The sequence below is a fragment of the Streptomyces sp. NPDC002825 genome (genome assembly GCF_040295385.1).
Classification (GTDB): domain Bacteria; phylum Actinomycetota; class Actinomycetes; order Streptomycetales; family Streptomycetaceae; genus Streptomyces.
This window is the reverse complement of the sequence record NZ_JBEOVH010000006.1, coordinates 47,207-71,425: the sequence shown is the minus strand read 5'-3', so window position 1 is coordinate 71,425 and position 24,219 is coordinate 47,207. Positions and strand designations below refer to the sequence as shown.

Here is a 24,219-nt window from a genome sequence, read left to right as displayed (position 1 = left end):
CGTTGTCGATGTTCCGCCGCTCCGGCGTGAACACCCCCTTCGACGTGCATGGGAGAAGTGCGTTGCCGGTCTGGGAGAGGTCGAGCGCGGCACGGGTGGTACCGCCCGCGCGGCCGCGGAAACTCGCGAAGGTGCCGTTCGTCGAACTGGCCGACGGACGCCTGCAGGGCGTCGTGTCCAGCGGCTCCGACATAGGGCGCGTGTACGTGTCCTCCATCGTCGCCGGGACGTACGCGTTCGCATGCAGCACTAACAACAACCGCCCCTGCGGCGGCGCGCGCGGCTCCTACTGCAACCACATCCGCGCACTCGTCACCGAGGCCGTCCTCCAGTACGGCGCGCAGCGCGTCGCCCGCTACCTCAAGGCCGAGACGCCCGGCCGGGAGCCCGACGCCGGGACGCTCGTCGAGGCGATGACCGCCACGCGCCCCGCGCAGGGCGACACCTCGGCCGCCGCCCCCGTCTTCAGCCGCTTCCTGCGGCACCTCGCCTACCTCGAACTGGAGCCGGTCACCGAGCCGCTGCCCGACATGCAGTGGTTCCCGCCGACGAGGGCGGTCGCCTGATGCGTACCGACCTGCTCGCCGACCCCGTCGACGGACTCGACGAGGCGCTGGCCGCCGTGGACGCCTTCGACGACGCACTCGTCGCCGGCCTGCTCCGCCCCCAGCCCGCCCAGACCGCCGGACTCGCCGCCCTCGCGGACGCCCTCGCCGGCACCCCGCTCGCCTCCCTCGTCGCCGAGGCAGCCGACAAGGCCATGGCCGGCGCCGCCGGCGAGGACCACTTCCTCGCGCTCGCCGCCGCCCGCACCGCGCTCATGGGCTCCGTCCACGACGCCCTGACGGCCCGCGTCGCGGACGTCACCGGCCGCCCGAAGCCCGAGGAGCCCGCACGGCCGACGGCCGGCGAGGAGCCCGCCGCGAACGTGCTCGGCGCCGCCCGCGCCTGGCTCTGCGACCTCGCCCGCTCGGGCTGGCAGAGCATCGACCACGAACTCGTCGGCGGCGCCGCGCCCGTGGTCTCCGCGATGCTCCCGGACCCCGCGCTCCGCCGCCAGGCCACCCTGCTCGACGGCTTCTCCGCCGAACTCGCCGCCTCCTGCCCCGGCGCCACCCTGGACCGGATCCCGGTGCGCCGCTGGGCCGACCTGTGGGCGCGCGCCCTGCTCCTCACCCTGCCCGGAGCCGCCCGCACCCAGGCCGGGTCCACCGCGACCGGTCGGCTGCTGCCCCTCGGCGTCGACGTACAGGAGCACGCCACCGCCGTACAGGCCCAGGTCCACGCGGTGTTCGAACCGGCCGACGGTACGGCGCCGCGCCTGGTCCGCGCTGCGGTGTCCGCGCCCAAGCCCGACACCGTCGTCGGCGCCGGGCTCTGGCAGCTGCTCCGGCCGCGCATGTCGCTCCTCACCGCCGTGAGCGAGGGCCTCGCGATGGAGATCGACGGCATGCCCGTCACCGCAGAAGGCGACCTCGTCTGGGACGACGAGCGCGCCCGCGCGGGGGAGCCCGCCGACCCCTTCGCCACGGCCAGGGTCGTCCTCGCCACCGCGACCGACCCGGTCACGGCACCGCTGGACCGCCACCCGGTACGTGTCGCCGTGCCCGTCCTCCTGGAGGGGTACGCGGCGGAGCGCGAGGACGACGGACCGCTGACGTTCACCGTCGCGGGCCACCGGCTGGCCGTGGACACCGACCGCGGACCGGCCGCCGGACCGCTCACCCCGGAGGCGATCGCCGCGTCCGGCGCGTGCCTGGGCCTCCTCCGCTGGGACGCCGGTGAGTTCCTGCTCCAGCCCCTCGCCGTCGAGACGACCGTCCGGAAGAAGACCGTCGCCGTCCACGCGGGCGCGTGGGCCGGCGGCACCACCGACAAGACCGGAGTCCGCGCGGAGAAGGCGGCCACGGACGCGGTCGCCGTCCTGCGCGAACGAGCGGGAAGGCTGCTGCGCTCATGACCGAGGCGACCTTCTCGCCGGACCCCGACGTCAACCGGAGGCAGGTCCTCTACTGGCGACTGCTCGCCCGGCTCTTCGACCCCGAGGAGCAGGCCGCCCTGGAAGCGGCGAGCCTCGCCGTCGTCGAGGACATCGGGCTGCCGTCCGCACTGCTCGACCCCGGCGCCTCCGTGGACTCCGTCGTCCAGCGCCACCCCCGGCTGGCCGACGAGTTCGACGGCCTGATGACCCCGGAACCCGAGCCGGACGGCGCACGCGACCGGGCCGCCGAGGTACGGCGCGCCGCACTCGCCTCCAAGCTGCTTCTCAACGTCTTCGCCACCGGCTCCGGCACCGTCTCCGCCGGTCAGCTCGCCCGCTGGCAGTCGGACGCGGGCTGGCTGGAGCGCGCGCACGGCCGCCCGCCCGGCGGACTGCGCGCAGGAAAGGCGGCGGGCGCCGCCCTCGACGGCGGCGGCCTGGGACCCGAGCTCGCCAACATCGAGGCCGACCTCGTCCACCGCATGCACCTGCGCGAAGTCCTCGCCGACCCCGCGCTCGCCGCACAGCTCACCCCCAGCATGTCCCTGATCGAGCAGCTGCTGCGCGACAAGGGCAACCTCTCCGGCGTGGCGCTGGCCAACGCCAGATCCCTCATCAAGCGGTACGTCGACGAGGTCGCCGAGGTGCTGCGGACGCAGGTGGAGAAGGCCACCGTCGGCGAGCTCGACCGCTCGGTCCCGCCCAAGCGCGTCTTCCGGAACCTCGACCTCGACCGCACCATCTGGAAGAACCTCACCAACTGGAGCCCGGAGGAGGAGCGGCTGTACGTCGACCGCCTCTACTACCGGCACACCGTCCGCAGGACCACGCCCCAGCGGCTCATCGTCGTCGTGGACCAGTCCGGCTCGATGGTCGACTCGATGGTCAACTGCACCATCCTGGCCTCGATCTTCGCCGGGCTGCCCAAGGTGGACGTCCACCTCATCGCGTACGACACCCGCTCCATCGACCTCACCCCCTGGGTGCACGACCCCTTCGACGTGCTCCTGCGCACCAACCTCGGCGGCGGCAACGACGGACCGGTGGCCATGGCCATGGCACGGCCGAAGATCGCCGAGCCGAAGAACACCGTCATGGTGTGGATCTCCGACTTCTACGAGTTCGACCGGTCGCAGCCGCTCTTCGAGGGCATCGAGGCCGTCCACCGCTCCGGCGTGAAGTTCATCCCCGTCGGCTCGGTGACCAGCTCGGGACGCCAGGAGGTCAACCCCTGGTTCCGCGAGCGGTTCAAGGCGCTCGGCACCCCCGTGATCTCCGGCCACATCGACAAGCTCGTCCACGAACTCAAGACCTTCCTGACCTGAGAGGCCCTTCCCATGTCCGATCTGCTCCGCGCCCCCGCCGAGATCAAGTACGCCGAGGAACTCGACTGGCTCGAGTCCATCGACGACAGCCCCAAGCCCTTCTCCTGGCGTCTGTCGCCCAAGATGGTCCGCCTCTTCATCCTCGGCTCCGAGCGCGCCGACGGCCTGGACCGCGAGGTGACGCAGAAGTGGTTCGGCGACCGCAGCTTCGTCGAACGCTCCATCGTCACCCTCGCCTCCGACCGCGGCCTGCTCCTCATCGGCGACCCCGGCACCGGCAAGAGCTGGCTCGCCGAACTCCTCGCCGCCGCGATCAGCCGCAACTCCACGCAGGTGGTCCAGGGCACGGCCGGTACGACCGAGGACCACATCAAGTACTCCTGGAACGTGTCGATGGTCATCGCCAAGGGCCAGTCCCGCGAGTCGATGATCCCCTCGCCGATCATGACCGCGATGGAGACCGGCACCATCGGCCGCTTCGAGGAGCTCACCCGCTCCACCAGCGACGTCCAGGACGCACTCATCTCGATCCTCTCCGAGAAGTACATCTCCGTCCCCGAACTCGACGGCGCCGACGGCGAGAACATCGTCTTCGCCAAGCCCGGCTTCTCGGTCATCGCCACCGCAAACAGTCGCGACCGCGGCGTCAACGACCTCTCCTCCGCCCTCAAGCGCCGCTTCAACTTCGTCCGCATCCCGGTCGTGACGAACAAGAAGAGCGAGGCCGAGATCGTCCGCTTCCGCACCGAGGAGCTGCTCCGCCGGCACGCCATCGAACTGGACGTGCCGCCCACCCTCCTCGACGTCCTCCTCCAGAGCTTCGCCGACCTGCGGGCCTCCGCCGCCGCGGCCGGCAGCGACGACGAGAAGCTGGAGTCCGCCCTCTCCACCGCCGAGCAGATCGGCGTCCTGGAGGACTCGATCCTGCACAGCAACTTCTTCGGCGAGCGCACCCTCACCGCCCGGGCCCTCGCGGCCTCGCTGGTCGGCACGCTCGCCCGGCGCGAGCCGGAGGACCTGGCCATCCTCAACAAGTACCTGCACGGCGTCGTCGAGCCGCGCGGCAAGGAGGAGGGCGGTTCCTGGCCCGAGTTCCTCGAGGGCGGCCGCGAAGCGATCGCGAAGCTGTCGTGACCGGGGCACCCTTCACCGCCCTGCGCGGTCAACTCCACGAGGCGGCGGCCGAGTTCGCCGGAGGCGCGGACGCCCTGGAGGAGATCCTCCTCGGCCTCGTCGACGACGTCGACCGGGCCGTCGCGGAACCCCTGGAGATCTTCCCCGTCTGCCACCACTCGCCCGCCTCCGCCCTCGCGATGGCCCGCCGGCTGCGCGAGAAGCAGCCCAAGGTCGTGTACCTGGAGCTGTGCGAGGACATGACGCCTCTCCTCACCGAGCTGCGCAACTGCCGGCTGCCGGTCGCCGTGCAGGCGTTCGCGAGCGACATCGACGGCTTCCCGCCCGACTGGGCGCCCCTGTCCGTCGTCGCCCCGATCACGGAGGCCTCCGCCGAGTACCAGGCCATCGCCTACGCCCTCGACACCCCCGGCGTGGAACTCGTCCTCGTCGACCGCTCCTCCGACCACGTCTTCCAGTGGGACCGCCGGCACGATCACGCCGACGAGCCGGACGCCCGCGAGGCAGGCGGCACCGAGCCGGCACTCCACGGCGAGGCCGTCGGCGTCGAGATCGGCGACCTGCGGCCGCGCTTCACCGAGCTGGAGGAGCACCTGCTGCGCCACGGCAAGGTGCGGCACTGGTCCGAGTGGTGGCACCAGTACGTCGAGGTCCCCCTCGGCGACAGCGACCACGACACCTACCGCCAGGTCATGTTCCTCATCGGCAGCCTGTTCCGGCGCCTCGCCCCGGGGGACGGCGACCGCGTCCGCGTCGACGAGGACCGCGAGCGCTACATGTGGACCCGGATGCGCGAGCACCTCGCCGCGACCGGCACCGACCCCGCCGACTGCCTCTACGTCTGCGGTGCCTTCCACGCGGCCAGCCGCGTCGACGAGTTCGGCGTGCACGGAAGCGACGGCTTCGAGATCTCCCCGCGTACGGCCACGACCTGGCAGTACGGGCTGATCCCCTCCAGCAACGCGGCCATCGAGGCCCAGTTCGGCCTCGCCTCCGGCTCCGTGTCCATCGCCGCGGCGCAGTGGACGAAGAACCTCAAGCGCACCCGCGTGAAGCCCTACCGCCTCGACGGACAGGCCGGAACGAAGAATACGAAGAAGACGGGCCCGAAGACCGCCGCGCCGACCGCACTCCCCGAGGCCGAGGCCGCACCGCCCGCCGAGGACCGCCTCTCCGGCTTCCTCCGGCGACCGCCGGTCCTCGACACCCTGGACGAGACCGAACTGCTCGGCTGGTCCGTGGACATCGTCCGCGCCGCCCGCCGCAACGGCTACCTGGCCTCCACCGCCGACGCGATCGCCGTCTTCGAGACCTCGATCCTGCTCGCCGGAATGCGGGACCGGGCCAAGCCCACCCCGTACGACTTCCAGGACGCCGCGGTCACCTGCATCGAGAAGGACAGCGTGCCCGGGCGCCGGGACGTGCGCCGCCTCGTCGACATCATGATGGGCGGCGACCGGATCGGCCAGGTCGGCTACGAAGCACTGCCCCCGCTCGCCCGCGACGTCCACGACCGGCTCGCCCCCCTGGAGCTGAACCTCCAGCAGCGCGGGGTCCGCCGGGCCCTCCTCGACATGACCTCACGGCCCGAACTGAGGGCCTGCTCGGACGTCCTGTGGATGCTGCGCCGCCTGCTGCCGGGCGGCGCAGCACGGCCCGTCATGGGGGAGCGGCGGCTCGGCGAGCGGTCGATCCAGGAGTCCTGGGACCTCGCCCTCGGCACCCATCAACGGGCCCTCATCGAGCTCGGCTACGAGGGCGTGAGCCTCGAACAGGTCCTGGAACAGCGCCTGCGCCGCACCGCGTACGGACCGCGGGCGACGACCGCCGAGGTCCTCGCCGCCGTCGAGGACGCCACGCTGTACCTCGGCGGCCGGCGCCTCGCCGAGGAGCTCGGCCACCGTGCCCTCGACGTCCTTGCCGGCGAGCGCACGGTCGACGGGGCGCCGGAGGTCCTGCGCCGGGTGCGGGGACTGCTCGCGTACTACCGCACCAGCGAGCCGGTGCTTCCGCCGTGGATCGAGTCCTTCGTCCGGACCGGGTACGCGCACTACTGCACGCTGCTGCCCACGGCGTTCCGCGACGAGGACGCCACGGTGGGGCAGGTCGCGGCGATGCTCGGCTTCCTGTTCAGCATGGAGGGCCTGGCGCTCTCCCTGGGCTGCGACCGGACACAGCTGGAACTGGCCGTCGGCCAGGCGCATCCCGATGACCCGGCGAAGACGGCCCTGCTGTGGGCGGCGCAGGTGCAGCTGGGCACGCTCTCCCGGGCCGAGCTGCGGGCACGCTGCGACGAGCTGCTCGCCAACCCCCTCGTCGTACCGTCCTATCCGCGCTACCTGAGCGGCTTCGTGCACGCCCTGGAGCCGGTGCCGGGCCTCGCGGACGTGGTGGTGGAGGCCGTGTCGAACGCCTTCGGCCGTCTGCCCGACGCCGTACTGCTGCCGTGGCTTCCGGTCCTCATCACGACCCTGCGTTCCAGCGCGGCGGAACTGGCCCCGCTGCTCATCCGGGAGGCGGGGCGGATCTTCCCGGCCCGGCTCGCGGCCCTGGACAGCTGGGTCCCGCCCTGGCACGCCCGGCCGGCCGCCCCGCCCGCCCTTGTGACGAGCACCGCTCCTCGGGGAGCGGCACTCCTGCCCGCCCACCCGGCGACCTGCGACGCGCTCGCGGAGCTCCTCGGGTGCACGGAGGGATGGACCACGACGGGCACCTCGTCCGCGGCCGGCGGGGGCGTGTCCCTCCTCGCCACGCACCCGGCCACGAGCGAGGCACTGGCGGAGCTCCTCACGGCCCGGTGACAGGGGCCCGGTTTCCGCCGGCGGTGTGTCGTGGCCTCCCGGCCTACTGGCCGACCCGCCCGTCGACGCACTCGCGCAACAGGTCGGCGTGGCCGCAGTGGCGGGCGTACTCCTCGATCCGGTGCACCATCAGCTCCCGCACCGCGATCCCGTCCTTCGGGAGGCGCTCGCCCAGGTCCGGGTGCTCGGCGAGGGCGGCGTCGGCCGCGGCCTGCTCGCGCTCCAAGTCGGCGAACGCGGCGTCGACCACCGCCTGGTCGGCGACGGCCTCGTGGAAGTCCGCGTCCCGTCTGCCGTACACCTTCGGCAGCGGTTCGCCGGTGATCCAGGTGATCCAGTCCCGTTCCACCTCGGCGAGGTGCCGGACCAGGCCGAGCAGGGACATCGTCGACGGCGGAACGGAACGCCGGGCCAGCTGCTCCGGATCCAGGCCCTCGCACTTCATGCGCAGGGTCAGACGGTAACCGGAGAGGAAGTCCTGGAGCGTCGCGAGCTCGCCCTCCGGACTCTCGCCGTTGTCACGGGGGTCGTCGGCGGGGTCCGCCCACATGTCGGGATAGACGGTCGCCTCGGTCCACCGCTCGGGATGATCATTCATGTGCGCATCCTCGTGCACGCGACGGCGGGTCGTCACGGAATTCTTCGGCCGCAGGCGGGCGGCCCCCTGCGGTCGAACGTCCGCTCGCACAGAACGGCAGGGGGCGGCGTCGCTGCGTCCACGCACGGCGCCGGTTCACTCGTCACGGTGGACTCGGGCCGAGCCGCCGTCCCCGCCCGTCGAGGCTCGGGCACGGTGGCTCCCATGCACGCCCGCCACACCACGTTCCTCCTGCTCATCGCGCTCCTCGCCACCGGATGCGTGGCCGTCCCGCACGGTCCCGCCCCGGCTCCGCCGCCCCGCCCCGGCGGACTCGCCCCGGCGGCCGACCGTCCCCCCGCCCCGCTCCCCACACCGCCCTCGCCCTCTCACCCCACCTGGGCCGTCCCCACCGAACCCGCCCCTCGCGAGGCCCTCGGTGCCACGGACCCGCGCCCGGCTTCCCGGCCGGCGCAGACCCCCGCCCGGAAGGCCGCCGACGGGGCCACCCGGGCCCCCGAGGCCCACACCGCCCGCCGCCCACCCGCTCACAGGACGGCCCCGAACCGCCGCCCGCACACCACCCCGCGCAAGCCGGGGCATCCAGAGACCGGGCAGTCCGAGTACAGGAAGCCCACCACGAGGACCGTCCCCCACCCGCCGCGGAACCACCGGCCCGCCCCCGCCCGCCCGCAGCGGCAGACGGACGCCCGGCCGCCCGAGATGCGGCGCCTGTGCCGTCAGGCCGAGTCCGTCCAGGCCCCCATGGGCGCGGCCGACCTCTGCCGCAACCTGTACGGGCGCTGACCTCGGCACATCGTCCCTGCGGGGCGGAAAAGCATTGGTGACGTCCCGATCGGCCAGGCTATAAGACGATCATGTTGAGACCACGCCCCTTCCTCCACTCCGACATGCCTCGCCTCCAGGAGACCGTGGCCGAGTGGATCGCCACCGCCGGCCGTGACGCCTATGACCATGTGGGCGAGCTCCCGCACCGGGTGTACGACAACCTGCGCGGTCTCCCCGTCGGTGACCTGGTGCACGTCTGGGAGGACCAGCACGAGGACGCCGGCCGGATCGGCGGTGTGACGATCTGCCTGCGGTTCGGGGCGGCGTTCGACGCGTTCTGCGCGCCGGAACTGCGCGGTACCGACACGGAGCGCGCGATGCTGACGTTCGCGGCCGACACCACCTCGCGGCACATGAAGGACGACGAGGAGTACGTCCTCACCGACCTCTTCGAGACCGACACGGTCCGCGGACGACTGCTGAACGAACTGGGCTTCACCCGCTTCCGGGTCTGGGACGACGTGAACACCCGCGACCTGACCGGCCTCCCTCCCGTCGTGGTGCCCGAGGGGTTCACCGTCCGGGCGGCCACCCTCGACGACGCCGAAGCCCTCGCCGAGTCACGCAACGCCTCGTTCGGCTCCGACTGGACGGGCGCCGCCTACCGGGACGGAATGATGACCCGGCCCGGATACGACCCGGCACACGAGATCGTGGCCGAGGCCCCGGACGGCCGCATCGGCGCCTTCACCGTCCACTGGGTCGACGAACGCAACGGCCTGGGGCACTTCGAACCCGTCGGCACCCACGAGGCCTTCCGCCGCCTCGGCCTCGGGCGGGCGGTGATGGTGGAGTCCATGCGGCGCATGGCGGAACTCGGCCTCCGGCGGGTGACGGTCAACCACGACGCCGAGAACCTCCCGGCCGCGAAGCTGTACGGCTCACTGGGCTTCACGCGCGAGTGCCGCACCCACGGCTACCGCCGGGCGAAGGCCCAGGACTCGATGTCGCGATAGCGGATCGGGCCCGGACCCCGGCCGTAGTTGCTGCCGACGAGGTGAAGGCGCTCGGCGGGCCAGCGGCGGCCGGTGAACCCGGCGAGGCCGCCGGCCACCTCCAGTACGGACGTCGGATCGTCGCGGCGGGCACGGGCGAGCGTCAGATGGGGGCGCAGCGGCCGGTCCTCGAAGGGGATGCCGCACTCCTTGACGACCGTCCGCACCTCCGTGGCGATCCGGTGCAGGCCGTCGACGTCGCCGTCGATCCCGCTCCACAGCACCCGGTCGTCGAAGTGCCCTGCGCCGCGCAGCGCCAGCTCCACCGGACGGTGCGCCGCCGCGATCTCCGCCAGCGGCGGCCGCAGCAGAGGGACGGTCGCCACCGGCAGCTCCCCGAGGAACGCCAGGGTGATGTGCCAGTCCTCGATCCGGTTCCACCGCATCCGCGGGTACGCCTCGTACGCGGGTCCCAGCTCGCGCGCCAGCTCGTCCTTCGCGTCGTCCGGCGGGGCGAGCGCGACGAACACCCGCACGGTCGCGGTCCGCGCCCTGTCCTCGTCGCCGGACTCCGCACTCCGCCCGAGCGCCTCAGCCATCTTCCGTTCCCTGCCCACCGTCTGTCCCACAGCCTTCGCAGGTGAGAGTACGCGGTGCCCCACCCACCCCCCGCGACGGGGACGCCACCCGGCCCGCGCCCCACACCGCGCGCCCCCGCGCGCTCCCCCGCGGGGGTGGTTCCCCGAGGGCCAGTGGGGCGCAGCGCGGCACGGCCCGCAGGTACGCGGAGCCTTGCCGGTCGAAGCTGTCCGCTGCCCCCTGTCCACCGTCGAACACTGTTCACCTGCGAAGACGGAGGTTCGTCCACCCATGACCCACGCACTTCTCAGAGCGGCGGCACGGCGCCGCAGACCGGGCGGGAGGGCCGGCGCGCCGCTCGCGCTCGGCCTCACGCTCGTTCTCGCCCTGCCCGGTACCGCCTTCGCCGCCCCCGGTGACCTCGACCCGACCTTCGGGCCCGACGGCCGCGTGACGACCCCCGTCACGGGGTACGCCGAGGGCCACGACATCGTGCGGCAGGGCGACGGAAAGCTGGTCGTGGTGGGGACGAGCGAGGCCGGGTTCGCGCTCGCCCGCTACAACACCGACGGCAGCCTCGACACGACCTTCAGCGGCGACGGCACGACGACCAGCGACTTCGGCGGTGGCGCCCACTCGGCCAACGCCGTCGCGATCCAGCCCTCGGACGGCAAGATCGTCGTGGCGGGAACCACCGAGGTGCTCGCCGAGGAGGGCGGAGGCTGCTGCTTCTTCTCCGTCGCCCGCTACAACACCGACGGCTCCCTGGACACGGGCTTCGGCAACGGGGGACTCGTGCGCGTCGACGAGTTCGGCGGCTCCGCGGACGGCTCCGACATCGCCGTGCAGCCGGACGGCAAGATCATCGCGGTTGGCAAGCCCGCCGGCGACGGCTTCGCGCTCGTACGCCTCGACACCTTCGGGAACTTCGACCCGAGCCTCGGCGGTGACGGGACCGTGGTCGCGGGCTTCACGTCCACCTCGCCGCAGGGCGGCGGCGGCATCGCGCGGAGCATGGCCCTCCAGCCGGACGGCAAGATCGTCGCTGCCGGTTACGTCGGCGACACCGCCTTCGACATCGGCGTGGCCCGCTACAACAGCAACGGCACGCTCGACACGACCTTCAGCGGCGACGGCATGGTCACCGCCGACTTCGGCGGCACCGAGTTCGGCAACGCCGTGGCCGTGCAGCCCGACGGCAAGATCCTCGCCGCGGGCTCCGGCGGCGCCGGCTACGCCCTGCTCCGCTACAACGCCGACGGCAGCGCCGACTCCGGCTTCGGCACGGGCGGACGCACGTCGGTCGCCTTCCCGGGCGACGGCGGTCTCGCGTACGCCATGGCGCTCCAGCAGAACGGCAAGATCGTGCTCGCCGGCCGCGCCGACGACCCGAACAGTGCCGAGGCCAACGACTTCGGCCTGGTCCGCTTCCAGCCGAACGGCACCGTCGACACCGGTTTCGGCGGGGACGGCTTCGTCGTCACCGGCTTCAACGACTGGGACGAGGCCCGCGGCGTGCTCGTCCAGCCCGACGGCAACATCGTCGCGGCCGGCGTCGGGGCCGGCTTCGCCTTCGCCCTCGCGCGCTACCAGGGCGGCGACGGCACGCCCGTGTACGCGGACCTGTCGGTGGCGAAGTCCGGTACGGGCACGGTGAGCATCGGCGACCGCGCCACGTACACGGTGACCGTCACCAACGCGGCGTCCTCCACCGCCACCGCGACCGGCGTCACGCTCACGGACACCCTCTCCGGCACCGGCGCGACCGTCATCTCGGCGGTCCCCTCGCAGGGCACCTGCACGACCACCGCGACGGGCGCCACCTGCGCTCTCGGCTCCCTCGCCCGCGGCGCAGGCGCCACCGTCACGGTGACGGCGGAACCCCGTTCCACCGGCACGCTGACCAACACGGCGAGCGTCAGTGCCACCCAGCCGGATCCCGTGACCTCCGGCAACACGGCCACCGCGACCACCTCGGTGAACAACGCCCGCGGCTGCACGATCATCGGCACCAGCGGCGCGGACACCCTGAACGGCGGCTACTCCAACGACGTCATCTGCGGCCTCGGCGGCAACGACACCATCCGCGCGAGCTACGGCAACGACACCGCGTACGGGAACTACGGAAACGACAGCGTCGACGGCGGCTTCGGCGACGACACCCTCAACGGCGGTCCGGGCAACGACACCCTGACCGGCTACTACGGCAACGACCGCCTCACCACCACCGACGGCGTCTCCGGCAACGACATCGCCAACGGCGGCTCCGGCACCGACACCTGCACCACCGACCCGGGCGACAGCCGCATCAGCTGCCCCTGACCCCTGCTCCCGCCTCCGAGTGCCGTCGCCGCGCATCCGCGGCGGCGGCACTCGCCGTTCGTGGCGCGGCGACAGGGCGGTTCTCAGGTCATGTTGAAGTAGGGGAGGGGGCCGGCCGGCTGGTCCGCGGTGACGCGGCGGATCACGGCGATCGCCAGGATCGAGTCCAGGATGCCGATGGCGTGGTCGACCGGGTTGTCGTACTGGGTCTGGTGCAGCACCACCAGGTGTACGGCGGCCGAGACCGGGCCGTCGCAGAGCCAGACGAACCACCAAGCGTTGATCAGCCAGGCGTCACGGGGCGGGCCTCCGGCCCGACGGATGTCCAGGGTGACGCGCCGCGGCACCCACCACATGGCGAGCGGGATGATCCAGGCGCCGAGGGCGAAGGCGGGGGAGTACTTGTGGGTGCCGGGGGCGAGTACCTCGGCGTTGCAGCGGGCGCGGTGGAACCAGAACAGGAAGGCGATGACGCAGGCGATCTGGAGGCCGCCGAGCATGGCGCTGCCGTCCTTCAGCCAGGGGGCGTCCGGGCCGGTCTTGATGATGTACGCCTCACCGAGGGCGGACGTGGCGATCAGGCACTGGACGACGAGGGCCGGACCGGCGGGGTTGCGGAAGCGGTAGCGGGGCCCGCGCACGGCCGCGGGCCCGACGGGCACGTTGTACTGGTCCACTGGTTCATCCCCCCGGAGTGCCGCCGCCCGCCGGTACGGCTGCGATGATCACCGGCATCGTAGGCGGCCGCTGCCGGAGCGTCCAAGGGTCCGGCAGCAGGTGCTCTTCCCCCCCCCGGGCCGGCTCAGGCCGGGGTGTCGGGTGACGATCCGGTCGGTCCGATGGGCTGGTCCGGGTCGAGCTTGATGCCGAGGCGGGCGGTGGAACTCGCGAGTACGCCCCAGAGCGCGTCGCTCAGGAAACGCGTCAGGTCCTCGCGGGAGCTCCTCGACCCGGGGTGGGCGGCCCACTGGTTCACCACGCCGTCCACCAGGCCGACCATGCCGAACGCCAGGTCGAGGTTGAAGCCGGTGGGCGCCGGCTCCCCGTCGAGGAACCGGTCGGCGTACGAGTCCAGGAGCCGTGCGAGGTGGAGGGCGACGGCCGTGCGGGTGCCCGTGACGGCGGGTGAGCCGGTGCCGAGGAACCGGTGGAGGTGGGGGTGGAGCGCCACCCAGCCGACGTACGTGGCGGCGGCGAGTTCGATGGACTCCCGGATGGTGCCGCAGGGGTCGAGGGCGGGGGAGAGGGCGGCCATGAGCTCGTCGGTGATCCGCGCGCGGATCTGCTCGTCCAGGTCCTCGCGGCTGTGGAAGATCCGGTAGACGACCGAGCGGGGCATGCCGGCCTCGGCTCCGATCGCCGCCACGCTGACCGTCGTTCCCTCGCGTCCGATGACGGCGAGGGCCGCGGTGAGCACCTGGTCCCGGCGCTCGGCGCGGTGGCCGGTCCAGCGGGTGTCGCGGCCGTCGGGGCGCCCGTCGTTGCGTGTGTGTCTGTCCTCGGCCACGGCGTGGATCGTACCCGGCAGCCCGTGAAGGGGTGGGCCAGGAGGGTGGTGCACGTCACGTTACCGCCGGTATCCTGGACGCGGTGACGCAGGTACATTCCGATGCCAGGGAGAGTGGGGAGAATGCACCGCCACCACCGGCCGCAGAAGGGACGCACATGGAGAACCGTCATGTCGACGTGCTGATCATCGGCGCGGGGCTTTCCGGCATCAGTGCCGCCTGCCACCTGCTCGCCGGGAACCCCGGAACCACGTACGCCGTCATCGAGCGGCGCTCCGCCATCGGCGGCACCTGGGACCTGTTCCGCTACCCCGGCATCCGCTCGGACTCGGACATGTACACCTTCGGCTACGGCTTCCGCGCCTGGCACGGCACCAAGGTCCTCGCCGGAGGCGCGGACATCCGCCGCTACATCCGGGCCACCGCCGAGGAGCACGGCGTCACCGACCACATCCGCTTCGGCCGCAGGGCCGTCCGGGCCGACTGGTCGAGCGAGGAGGCCCGTTGGACGGTCGAGACCCTCGACGAGGCCACCGGCGAGACCCACGTCCTCACCGCCCGCTTCCTCGTCGGCGCCACCGGCTACTACGACTACGACGCCGGCCACCGCCCGGAGTTCCCCGGCGAGGAGGGCTTCCGCGGCACCGTCGTGCACCCGCAGCACTGGCCCCGGGACCTCGACCACACCGGCAAGCGCGTCGTCGTCATCGGCAGCGGCGCCACCGCCATCACCCTCGTCCCCGCGATGGCCCCCGAGGCCGCGCACGTCACCATGGTCCAGCGCTCACCCACGTACATCGTGGCCCTCCCCGCGGACGACCCCCTGTCGGTCCTGCTCCGCCGGCTGCGCGTCCCGGCCCCGCTCGTCCACCGGGTCGGGCGCACCCGCAACATCGCGATGCAGCGCGGCCTCTACGCCCTGTGCCGCAAGGCCCCCCGCCTCATGCGCAAGGTGCTCCTCGGGGCGGTACGGGCCCGGCTCGGCAAGAGCGTCGACATGCACCACTTCACCCCGGCGTACAAGCCCTGGGACCAGCGGCTCTGCGTCGTCCCCGGCGGCGACCTCTTCACCACGCTGAAGAGCGGCCGGGCCTCGGTCGTCACCGACCACATCGAGACGTTCACCGAGACCGGCGTCAGGGTCAGGTCCGGCGAGGAGATCCCCGCCGACATCGTCGTCACGGCCACCGGCCTGCGCATCCAGCTCGCCGGAGGCATGGAGCTCGCCGTCGACGGCAAGCCCGTCGTCACCCGCGACCACCTGCTCTACAAGGGCGTGATGCTGGACGGCGTCCCCAACCTGGCCATGATCATCGGCTACACCAACGCCTCCTGGACCCTCAAGGCCGACCTCGCCGCCGACTACATCAGCCGGCTCGTCGCCCACATGGACCGGCACGGGCTCAAGACCGTCACCCCTGTCGCCGCCGAGACCGACCGCTCCTCCGTCTCCGTCATGGGCGAGTCGCTGACCTCCGGCTACATCGCACGCGGCGACGCGATCATGCCCCGCCAGGGCACCCGCGACCCGTGGCGCATCTGGAACAACTACTACCGCGACCGCCGCGCCCTGCGGCGCTCCCCGATCGAGGACCCCGCGCTCCGCTTCGACCACGCGCTCACCGAAGGAGGACGTGGATGACCAGCGTGCAGAGCTATCACGAGAGGCTCCGGACCCTGTCCGAAGCCTCGGTGCACATCCACTTCGACGCGTTCACCGACATCGACTGGGACCACCCCGACTTCGCCATCGACCCGGCGGACCCCCGCTGGGTCCTCCCCGCGGCCGACCCGCTCGGCGGCCACCCCTGGTACCAGCAGCAGCCGTTGGAGGTCCGGACGCGCATCGGACTGTGGCGGTACGCCAACATCGTCAAGGTGGGCATGCAGTTCGAGAACGTCCTCATACGCGGCGTGATGGACTACCTCTTCTCGCTGCGCAACCAGGACCCGGAGTTCCGCTACCTCACCCACGAGGTCACGGAGGAGTGCCACCACACCCAGATGTTCCAGGAGTTCGTGAACCGGGCGGGCGCCGACGTGCCCGGCGGGCGACGCTCCTTCCGCGTCCTCAGCCGCTTCCTGCCGCTGGCCGGCTCCCTCGTCCCCGAGTCCTTCTTCACCGGCGTCCTCGCCGGCGAGGAGCCCATCGACCACCTGCAGAAGGCGATCCTGCGCGGCGGCGAGGACATCCACCCGCTGATGCGCCGGCTCATGCAGATCCACGTCGCCGAGGAGGCCCGGCACATCTCCTTCGCCCACGAGTTCCTGCGCGTCAAGGTCCCGGGCTACGGCAAGGCGCGCCGGGGAGCGCTGTCGGTCGCCTTCCCGGTGATCATGCGGGTGCTCGGGGACGTCATCATGGTCCCCGACCGGAAGACCGCCGAGACGATCGGCGTGCCCCACCGGGTGATCAAGGAGATCTTCTGGAAGTCGCCCGACGGCGAGAAGATGCTCCGCGACCTCTTCTCCGACGTACGGATGCTCGCCGAGGACATCGGCCTGATGAACAGGGCCTCACGGCGCGTGTGGAAGGCGCTCCACATCGACGGCCGCCCGTCCCGCCACCGCGGCGAGCCCGCCCCGCACGCCGCCTGACACAGCCCGCACGCCGCCTGACGCCGGCCCGCACGCGCCTGAGGCGGCTCCGCACGCACCTGACGCGGTCCCCACGCACGCGCCGAGGCGGTCCGCACGCACCTGACGCGGGCCGCCCGCCGTCGGCGCGGTCCGCAGGTCCCCGGAACGGAGAGCCATGCCCTACGTCGTCACCCGGTCGTGCTGCGCCGACGCCTCCTGCGTCCTCGCCTGCCCGGTCAACTGCATCCACCCCGCCCCCGGCGAACCGGGCTTCGGGCAGACCGAGATGCTGTACGTCGACCCCCGCACCTGCGTCGACTGCGGCGCCTGTACGACCGCCTGTCCGGTCGACGCGCTCAAGCCGCACACCGCGCTCACCGACGCGGAGCTGCCGTTCCTCGCCCTCAACCGCGCCTACTACGACGACCGTCCGCACGAGGACCGGGCGCCGATGGCCCTCGTGCCCCCGCAACGCCGCACCTCCGGGGCCGGGTTGCGGGTCGCCGTGGTCGGCGCCGGACCCGCCGGCCTCTTCGCCGCCGACGAACTCCTCCGGTATCCCGGCGTCACCGTCACCGTCCACGACCGGCTCCCCACCCCGTACGGGCTCGCCCGCGCGGGCGTCGCACCCGACCACCAGGACACCAAGCAGGTCGCCCGGCTCTTCCGGGCCGTCGAGAGCCAGCCCGGCTTCTCGTACCGGCTCAACACGGAGATCGGCCGCGACCTGCACCACGAGGACCTGCTCCGCGACCACCACGCCGTGATCTACGCCGTCGGCGCGGCCACGGACCGGAGGCTCGGCATCGACGGCGAGGAACTGCCCGGCAGCGCCTCCGCCACCGACTTCGTCGCCTGGTACAACGGCCACCCCGACCACAGCGCCACCCCGTTCGCCCTGGACGGCGAACGGGCCGTCGTCATCGGCAACGGCAACGTGGCCCTCGACGTGGCCCGCATCCTCACCGCGGACCCCGAAAGACTGTCCCGCACCGACATCTCCGACCGGGCGCTCGCCACGCTGCGCACGAGCCGCATCCGCGAGGTCGTCGTCCTCGGCCGCCGCGGACCGGCCGAGGCCGCCTTCACCCTGCCCGAACTCCTCGCCCTCGCCGCCCTCGACGGCATCGACGTCCTCGGCGAGGGATGGCCGGCGAACCAGCCCGCGGACGCCACGCCCAAGACGAAGGTCCTGGCCGAGCTGGCCGCCCGGAACCCCGTACCCGGGCGGCGCCGCATCGTCCTGCGCTTCCGGACGCGGCCGGTGCGGATCGTCGGCCGAGGGCGTGTGACGGGCCTGACCGTCGAACGGACCGCACCACACCCCCGGACCGCCGTCGAGACCATCGAGACCTCGCTCGTGCTGCGTGCGATCGGCTACCGCGCCCGGCCCGTCCCCGGCCTCCCGTTCGACGAGGCCACCGGCACCGTGCCCCACGACCGGGGCAGGGTCCGGCCCGGCGTGTACGTGGCCGGCTGGATCAAACGCGGCCCCAGCGGATTCATCGGCACCAACAAGTCCTGTGCCCGGGAGACCGTCTCCGCACTGCTCGACGACCTCGAGGCCGGGCTGCTCGCCGCCCCCGTCGGCGGTGCCGCGGCGTCCGGTGCGGACCCGGACGCCGTCGACCTCGACGGCTGGCGGGCGATCGACGAGGAGGAGCGCGCCGCGGGCCGTCTCCGGGGCCGCCCCCGCGTCAAGATCGTGGACAGGGACGCCCTGCTCGCGGCGGCCCGCTCCGGCCGCGTTCCCCACCGCGCCGGTCGGCTCTTCTCCCGCTGACCCACCGCCGGTTCGACTCCCTCACCGAGCTACCGGACGTCGGCTCCACGCCCTCACCGACCGCCCTCGCCGACCCATCGGCCGCCGGCCCGACGCCCTCACCGACCTACCGCCGCGTCGACGCCCTCGGGCGGAACCGGGCGTGTGTGCGGCGGGGCGATTCGGTGGGGCTCCCGGCGATGAGCGCCTGGAGGATGTCGAGGAGGGCCGCCGAGCTGTCGACCGGGTTCAGTTCCAGGGCGGAGATGGCGGGGCGGCTGTTGCGCGCGTGCTCGGAGTCGGACCCGGCGACCACCATGGTGTCGGCCGGCACCCGTACGCCCCGCGCCATCAACCCCCGCTGCACCCCGGCGGCGTGCCGCCCGGTGAGGCAGAAGACGGCGTCCGGCAGCCCGTCGTCGACGAGCCGGCCGGCGAGGGCCGCGCCGCCTTCGACGCCCGCCCGCTCGGGGAGCTCGTACAGCCGTGGCGTACTGCCCCGCTCCTCGCACCAGCGCACGAAGTGGTCCTGGTGTTCCAGGTTCCACGCGTTCGGGTCGGTGCCCCGTACGAGTGCGACCGAGCGGGCCCCGGCGGTCGCCAGGTGGTCGAGGATCAGCCGGGCGGCGGCCTCGTCGTCCTCGGAGGCCCAGTGCGTGAAGTCCGGGCGTCCCGGCGGGCGGCCGTACGTCACGTACGGGATGCCGCGCTCCTCCAGGCGGGCGATGACGGGGTCGTCCCTGTGCGGGTCGGTGACGATGTAGCCGTCGAGGGAGAAGGCGAGGGGCGGGACCGGCGCCCGTGTCAGGTCCGGCACCAGCATGAGGCTGAGGCCGCGGGCCAGGGCCTGGGACGCGGCCGCGCCCACGAACCGCTCGAAGACGTCGACGCCCGCCGGCGCGTAGTCGCCCAGGGCGTCGAGCGAGCGCAGGACCAGACCGACGGCCCCCATCGTGGAGCGGCGGAGACCGCGGGCCAGGGCGTCCGCCTCGTACCCCATCTCGTCCGCGACGGTCCGGATGTGCGCGCGGGTGGCCGCGCTGAGCGTGCCCTTGTCGTTGAGCGCGTGCGAGACGGCCGTGATGGAGACCCCCGCCCTGCGCGCCACGTCCTTGATCGTGATGCCCCGCGTGCGTGCCACCGTCCCACCCGTCCCGAATCACGTGCTCCCGAACCATCTCCCGAAAGCATTGTATAAAACGTTTTACGTCCTTAGTTTGATGCGCGCCGCCTCCCGCCCGCCGTGCGGCCTCACCCGTCTCGAAGGAACGCCCGTGGAACTGCTCACCCTCACCACCCGGACGACCGATCCCCGTGAGCGCGGCGCCCTGCTCGGCACCCGGTTCGGCCCCCGGGTCCGGCGCGTCGCCGAGCTCTACCGGGACCACTTCGCCGCCCTCGGCATGCCGGCGGACCGCGTCCGCTCCCTCGCCACGAGCAGCCACGACGCGCTACGGGCCTGGGCGCCGAACCTTGCCGAGGAGTCGGACGCCTGCGCCGACGCGGCCGGTGTCGAGCGGTGGACGGTGGCGGCGGTCGGCGCCCGCACCGAGATCCTGGCGGGCTGCCCGCAGCCCGGGAAGGGCGAGTGCTCGACCGCGGTGTTCGCGCCCGCGGGGGCCGCGCCCCAGACCGTACAGACCTGGGACTGGCACGACCGGCTCGTCCCGTACGCGCTGCTGCACGAGCTGACGCCGAGCGAGGGACGCAGGGTGAAGCTCTTCACCGAGTTCGGCGCGCCCGGCAAGATCGGCGTGAACAGTGCGGGGCTCGGCGTGCACTTCAACATCCTGTTCCACGCGTCCGACTCCGCCGGCGGCGGCGTGCCCGTGCACGCGGTCGCCCGCCGCATCCTGGACGAGGCGGACACCCTCGACCGGGCCGTCGAGATCGCGTCGACGGCGCGCGTCAGCGCGTCCACCTCGCTGACCGTGGTCACCGCCTCCGCCGCGGCGAGCCTGGAGCTTTCCCCCGCCGGCCTCGCGGTGGTCCCCGCGGCCGAGGACGGCTGGCTCCTCCACACCAACCACTTCCTCGACGCGGGACTCGCGGCCGCGGACACGGGACCGGCCGACTCGATGACGGCCGAACGGCTCGCCCACCTCCGCGAGGTACGCACCGCGATGCCGGGCCTCTCGCCCGCCGAGCGGGCGCGTGCCTTCTGCGGCGACGGCGGGGCCGAGGCCGTCGTCTGCATGCGGCCCGACGAGAACAAGCCGCAGCACGAGCAGTGGGGCACCCTGCTCACCATCGGCCTCGACGTCACCCACTGCGCGATCGACTACCTGGCCGACGCTCCGCACGAGGCCCCGGCGACCGGCCTCGCGCGCTTCTGACACCGGATCCGACCGCCCCGTCCCCTGCCCGGATCCCGGCGACCGGCCACACCTCGGCGTCCACCCACTCCCCACACTCCGGTCGGCGCGCGTCAGGAGCGGAGGAAGGCACGCACCCCCTGGGAGACCGTGCCGTCGCCGAGGAGCGCGTTGTGGTCGAGGCAGCCGGCGCCGTTGTTGACGGCGCCGGCCAGCGGCACGCTGCTGTCGGGGTTGATGACCTCGTCGCAGCTCGACCACCAGGTCGCGTAGCGCACGGCCCCTGGCGTCTCGTCGCCCTCCGCGAGCTTCTTCTGTACGTAGGAGCCGGGGGTCATGTCGCGGCAGGCCTGGTCCCAGAGCGCGCACGCCCAGGCCGTGCTCGTGCCGTGGTTGGGGCCGGCGAGGGAGACCCAGTGGGCGACGGAGGACTGGCCGGCGGCGTCGAACTTCACGTACCAGCGGGTGACGAGGCTGCCGAAGGAGTGGGCGACGAGATCGACCCGGCCGGCCCCCGTCTGTCGCTTGACTCCCTCGACGTACGTGGCGAGTTCGCCGGACAGGACCTCGTTGACGGACCGGTGCGTGTCGTAGCCGAAGGAGAACAGCTCCGCGTCGGTGTACCCGTCGGCCTTGAAGTCCGCGCGCAGCCCGCCCCAGACGCCGGGGTCGGCGTTGTAGCCGTGGACGAAGACGACGGGGGTACGGGCGGACGCCTCGGCGCGGGCGGGAGCCGCGGGCAGGAACAGGGACGTGACGGCGGCGAGCAGCGGAACGGCCGTCCAGGCGCGGAGTCTCAACACGCTTCCCCCTGAGGTGAGTTACGCACGAGTAGTCACGAGCATGGTGGGGGTTGAGGGGGCGGATGGCCAGCCCTCTGCGCGGCTTCGTCGGGTCCCGAGGGGAAGCGCCTCCGCGATGGACGCCCGTAAGGCCGCCGAATCCTGAGGCGTGTGTGACGGATTGCCCCGGCTTGCCCGCGCCTTCGGGGAAGTGATGCCGCCCCAGGGGTTGTCAGTGCAATTTCACATTACTATGTTACAGCGCACACGGTCTGATGAACGTCCGTCATACGCCGTGCAACAGCGACCAGTTCGCGCGCCTGACCAGTGCGCGAACCCATCCCCGCACCAACCCCCCTCACCCGCAGGAGTTCTGTTGTCCCTCCACAGACGTGTGCGCTCGTCCCTGCTCGCCTCCGCCATCGCGGTCACCCTCCTCGCCTCCGCCGGCCAGGCCGGTGCCTCCGCGGCGAGCACGGACGACAAGCCCGCCCCCGCCCCCGCGCTCGGCGCCCCGGCCCCGCAGGCGCAGCCGGGAGCCAACCCCTTCGACGAGGTCGAGCACCGGGCCTCCGCCCCGCGCACCACCTTCGGGCCCGCCCCCGCCCCCGGCGGCCACGCCACGGGCCGCGTTCCCGGCCGGGCCCCCGCCACCACCGCACGCTCGTTCGCGACGGCCGACGCCACGACCACCTCCGGCGTCCCCTGCACCCTCGACGGGATCACCGGCCTCGCCCCGGAGCAGTTCGCCGACTTCCTCACCGACCCCGCGGTCACCGCGGACGGCTGTCTCCGCGGCCTCATATGGACGTGGGACGCCCGGCTCGCCCCCGTGATGTCCGACGCCCACGTGCAGGCCGTCGCCCGCCGCATATCGAGCCTGTCCGCCTCCCACGACGGCAAGAACTCCTCCCACCTGGAGGAGATGTTCACGTACCTGCACGCCGTCGCGTACCACGACTACTCGCGCGACGAGATCGACACCACCGACGCGCCCACCGTGAACACGATCCGGCAGGCCGTCGCCGACTTCGGCGCCGCCGCCCGTACCTTCGACGTCACGAAGACCAACGCGAACACCCTCCGCGAGGCGCTCTACGCGGCCAGCGCGCCCGGCCTCCGGCAGTACCAGCTCGCCCTGATCAAGCGGGTCCTGGCGACCATGGACCCCTCGCACACCGCCACGAACCTCGACCCGGCCTGGGCCGGCGCCGCGCTCGCCGCCCTCTCCGTCAACTACCTCGGCGTCTACCCCGGCAACCAGGACAGCGCCTTCCACGCGGCCGTCGCCGCCGACCCCGGCTACCGCGCGGTCTTCAAGGCCTTCGCCGGCTACGGACACCTGAAGGGGACCGTCAACGCCTGGGTCGCCCGTGACGCGATCGGCGAGTACGGCCGCTTCGGCCAGATCGACGGCCTCAGGGACGCGACCGTCGCCGACCTCGGCGCCATGCTCACCACCGTCGTCAACACCTTCGGCCGCGGCAGCGAACAGTGGGCGAAGATCGTCTCGTGGCTCAACGTCTACGAGGCCTGCCAGCCGTACGGCGTGTGCAAGGAGGACATCGAGAAGCAGCTCTTCCCGTACACGTACACCTACGACAACGGCGCCATCAAGGTCCGCACCGCGCTCGACCGGGCCACCGTCGACCAGCTCTACTACGCGAGCAAGCAGGTCAAGGCGCAGTACCACCGCGTCCTCGGCACCGAGCAGCCGCTCGCCGGCGACAGCAACACCACCCTGAACATCGTGCTCTACGCCTCCCGCGCGGACTACGAGAACTACCACCCCATCCTCACCGGCATGGGCACCAACAACGGCGGCATCTACATCGAGCGCGGCGCCACCTTCTACACCTACCAGCGGCGCGTCCCGCAGGACTCCTCGCTGACGCTGGAAGAGCTCTTCCGCCACGAGTACACCCACTACCTCAACGGCCGCTGGGCCGTCCCCGGCTTCTTCGGCGAGGGCCCCTGGTACCAGGGCGACCGCACCACCGCCATGGACGAGGGCACCGCCGAGTTCTTCGACGGAGCCACCCGCGACAACGGCATCGCCGTCCGCAAGTCCCTCGTCCGCGGCATCATCAACGACACCGCCGGTGGCGGCCCGCGGATGAACCTCGGCCAGATCCTCCACGCCACCTACGACGGCGACGGCTTCCGCTTCTACAACTACGCGGGCACCTTCTTCGAGTTCCTCTGGACCGAGAAGCCCTCGCTGCTCCGCGAGATGTACACCCACCTGCGCGCCAACGACGTGGCCGCGTTCGACGCCTGGCGCGACCGGCTGAGCTCCGACGCCGGCCTCCAGCGCGACTACGACCGCTTCCTCGACACGCAGATCGCCAAGGTCGACCAGCTGTACGTCCCCAACACCACCTACACGCCCAACGCCCAGCTGCGCGACGCGGACCTCGCGTCCGTGAAGTCCTCCTTCTACGCCGCCACCTACAGCAACCCCGACTGCGTGGAGAACGGCGAGCCCGGCAAGCGCCGCTTCCTCTGCACCGGGCGGATCACCGCCAACCTGTCCAACTGGGCCAGTGAGGACCAGAACTTCAAGGACATGTCCGAGACCGTCGACTACTTCATCCTCGACCGCGCCGGCGCCGCCTCGAACAACCTGGCCGACATGAACTGCAGCTTCGGACCGGTCGAGATCTGGTCCAGCAAGGTCGCGGGCACGTCGAGCTACAGCTGCGAGGGCCCCCTCCGCAGCTGACCCGCACCGCACACCGTCCGGGCCGGTCCTTCCACGGGGGGAGG

The 24,219-nt window shown here is 72.6% G+C and carries 19 protein-coding genes; 13 read left to right on the top strand and 6 right to left on the bottom strand.

From position 1 onward, the window contains the following. Positions 1–62 precede the first annotated feature (62 nt). From ABT041_RS10375 to ABT041_RS10355, 5 genes are read left to right on the top strand one after another with little or no spacing between them, the layout of a single operon-like run. Complete coding sequence (locus ABT041_RS10375) at positions 63–566, top strand: hypothetical protein (protein WP_351182158.1); 504 nt, start codon at positions 63–65, stop codon at positions 564–566. Next, complete coding sequence (locus tag ABT041_RS10370; RefSeq protein WP_351182155.1) at positions 566–1,960, top strand: hypothetical protein; 1,395 nt, start codon at positions 566–568, stop codon at positions 1,958–1,960. The genes ABT041_RS10375 and ABT041_RS10370 overlap by 1 nt, the downstream gene beginning before the upstream one ends. Continuing rightward, the gene (locus tag ABT041_RS10365) at positions 1,957–3,306 is read left to right on the top strand and encodes a VWA domain-containing protein (RefSeq protein ID WP_351182153.1); all 1,350 of its coding nucleotides are present in this window, start codon (positions 1,957–1,959) and stop codon (positions 3,304–3,306) included. The genes ABT041_RS10370 and ABT041_RS10365 overlap by 4 nt, the downstream gene beginning before the upstream one ends. 12 nt (positions 3,307–3,318) lie before the next feature. Beyond that, on the top strand, positions 3,319–4,440 hold the full coding sequence (locus tag ABT041_RS10360; protein WP_351182150.1) for an ATP-binding protein: 1,122 nt from the start codon (positions 3,319–3,321) through the stop codon (positions 4,438–4,440). Further along, positions 4,437–7,241 (top strand): DUF5682 family protein, encoded by a 2,805-nt coding sequence (locus ABT041_RS10355; RefSeq protein ID WP_351182147.1) that lies wholly within the window; start codon positions 4,437–4,439, stop codon positions 7,239–7,241. The genes ABT041_RS10360 and ABT041_RS10355 overlap by 4 nt, the downstream gene beginning before the upstream one ends. Positions 7,242–7,284: 43 nt before the next feature. On the opposite strand, the gene ABT041_RS10350 is transcribed toward ABT041_RS10355, so the two are convergent. Continuing rightward, positions 7,285–7,839, bottom strand: a complete 555-nt coding sequence (locus ABT041_RS10350) for a DinB family protein (protein WP_351182144.1) — start codon at positions 7,837–7,839, stop codon at positions 7,285–7,287. 204 nt (positions 7,840–8,043) lie between these two features. Here ABT041_RS10350 and ABT041_RS10345 point away from each other — a divergent pair, with 204 nt between their 5' ends. Together ABT041_RS10345 and ABT041_RS10340 are read left to right on the top strand one after the other, a co-directional pair. Continuing rightward, positions 8,044–8,625: a flagellar biosynthesis protein FlhF gene (locus tag ABT041_RS10345; protein ID WP_351182141.1), complete on the top strand. Its 582-nt coding sequence runs from the start codon at positions 8,044–8,046 to the stop codon at positions 8,623–8,625. 71 nt (positions 8,626–8,696) lie between these two features. Next, positions 8,697–9,623, top strand: a complete 927-nt coding sequence (locus ABT041_RS10340; protein ID WP_351182138.1) for a GNAT family N-acetyltransferase — start codon at positions 8,697–8,699, stop codon at positions 9,621–9,623. On the opposite strand, the gene thpR is transcribed toward ABT041_RS10340, so the two are convergent. After that, complete coding sequence (thpR, locus tag ABT041_RS10335) at positions 9,584–10,201, bottom strand: RNA 2',3'-cyclic phosphodiesterase (protein WP_351182135.1); 618 nt, start codon at positions 10,199–10,201, stop codon at positions 9,584–9,586. The genes ABT041_RS10340 and thpR overlap by 40 nt on opposite strands. Positions 10,202–10,472: 271 nt before the next feature. Here thpR and ABT041_RS10330 point away from each other — a divergent pair, with 271 nt between their 5' ends. After that, positions 10,473–12,503, top strand: a complete 2,031-nt coding sequence (locus tag ABT041_RS10330; protein ID WP_351182132.1) for a calcium-binding protein — start codon at positions 10,473–10,475, stop codon at positions 12,501–12,503. Positions 12,504–12,586: 83 nt separating this feature from the next. Here the strand turns inward: ABT041_RS10330 and ABT041_RS10325 are convergent, their stop codons facing one another. Together ABT041_RS10325 and ABT041_RS10320 are read right to left on the bottom strand one after the other, a co-directional pair. Beyond that, positions 12,587–13,180 carry a DUF4328 domain-containing protein gene (locus ABT041_RS10325; protein WP_351182129.1) on the bottom strand — a complete coding sequence of 198 codons (594 nt, stop codon included), beginning with the start codon at positions 13,178–13,180 and terminating at the stop codon, positions 12,587–12,589. 125 nt (positions 13,181–13,305) lie between these two features. Next, positions 13,306–14,010, bottom strand: coding sequence for a TetR/AcrR family transcriptional regulator (locus ABT041_RS10320; RefSeq protein ID WP_351182126.1), 705 nt, complete (start codon positions 14,008–14,010; stop codon positions 13,306–13,308). Positions 14,011–14,168: 158 nt separating this feature from the next. Here ABT041_RS10320 and ABT041_RS10315 point away from each other — a divergent pair, with 158 nt between their 5' ends. The 3 genes from ABT041_RS10315 (at position 14,169) to ABT041_RS10305 (ending at position 18,374) form a co-directional block, all read left to right on the top strand. Beyond that, on the top strand, positions 14,169–15,653 hold the full coding sequence (locus ABT041_RS10315) for a flavin-containing monooxygenase (RefSeq protein WP_351182123.1): 1,485 nt from the start codon (positions 14,169–14,171) through the stop codon (positions 15,651–15,653). Continuing rightward, positions 15,650–16,609, top strand: a complete 960-nt coding sequence (locus ABT041_RS10310; protein ID WP_351182120.1) for an AurF N-oxygenase family protein — start codon at positions 15,650–15,652, stop codon at positions 16,607–16,609. The genes ABT041_RS10315 and ABT041_RS10310 overlap by 4 nt, the downstream gene beginning before the upstream one ends. Positions 16,610–16,766: 157 nt before the next feature. Next, on the top strand, positions 16,767–18,374 hold the full coding sequence (locus tag ABT041_RS10305) for an FAD-dependent oxidoreductase (protein WP_351182117.1): 1,608 nt from the start codon (positions 16,767–16,769) through the stop codon (positions 18,372–18,374). Positions 18,375–18,480: 106 nt separating this feature from the next. Here ABT041_RS10305 and ABT041_RS10300 read toward each other — a convergent pair whose 3' ends face one another. Then, the gene (locus ABT041_RS10300) at positions 18,481–19,494 is read right to left on the bottom strand and encodes a LacI family DNA-binding transcriptional regulator (protein WP_351182114.1); all 1,014 of its coding nucleotides are present in this window, start codon (positions 19,492–19,494) and stop codon (positions 18,481–18,483) included. Between the two features lie 133 nt (positions 19,495–19,627). Between ABT041_RS10300 and ABT041_RS10295 the strand changes: the two genes are divergently transcribed. Continuing rightward, entirely contained in the window at positions 19,628–20,689 is a 1,062-nt protein-coding gene (locus tag ABT041_RS10295) for a C45 family autoproteolytic acyltransferase/hydrolase (RefSeq protein ID WP_351182111.1), read from the top strand. 92 nt (positions 20,690–20,781) lie between these two features. Here the strand turns inward: ABT041_RS10295 and ABT041_RS10290 are convergent, their stop codons facing one another. Then, the gene (locus tag ABT041_RS10290; protein WP_502976438.1) at positions 20,782–21,438 is read right to left on the bottom strand and encodes an esterase/lipase family protein; all 657 of its coding nucleotides are present in this window, start codon (positions 21,436–21,438) and stop codon (positions 20,782–20,784) included. A gap of 388 nt (positions 21,439–21,826) precedes the next feature. Between ABT041_RS10290 and ABT041_RS10285 the strand changes: the two genes are divergently transcribed. After that, a complete protein-coding gene (locus ABT041_RS10285) occupies positions 21,827–24,175 on the top strand; it encodes a collagenase (protein WP_351182105.1) in 2,349 nt (782 codons plus the stop codon). Positions 24,176–24,219: the final 44 nt, after the last annotated feature.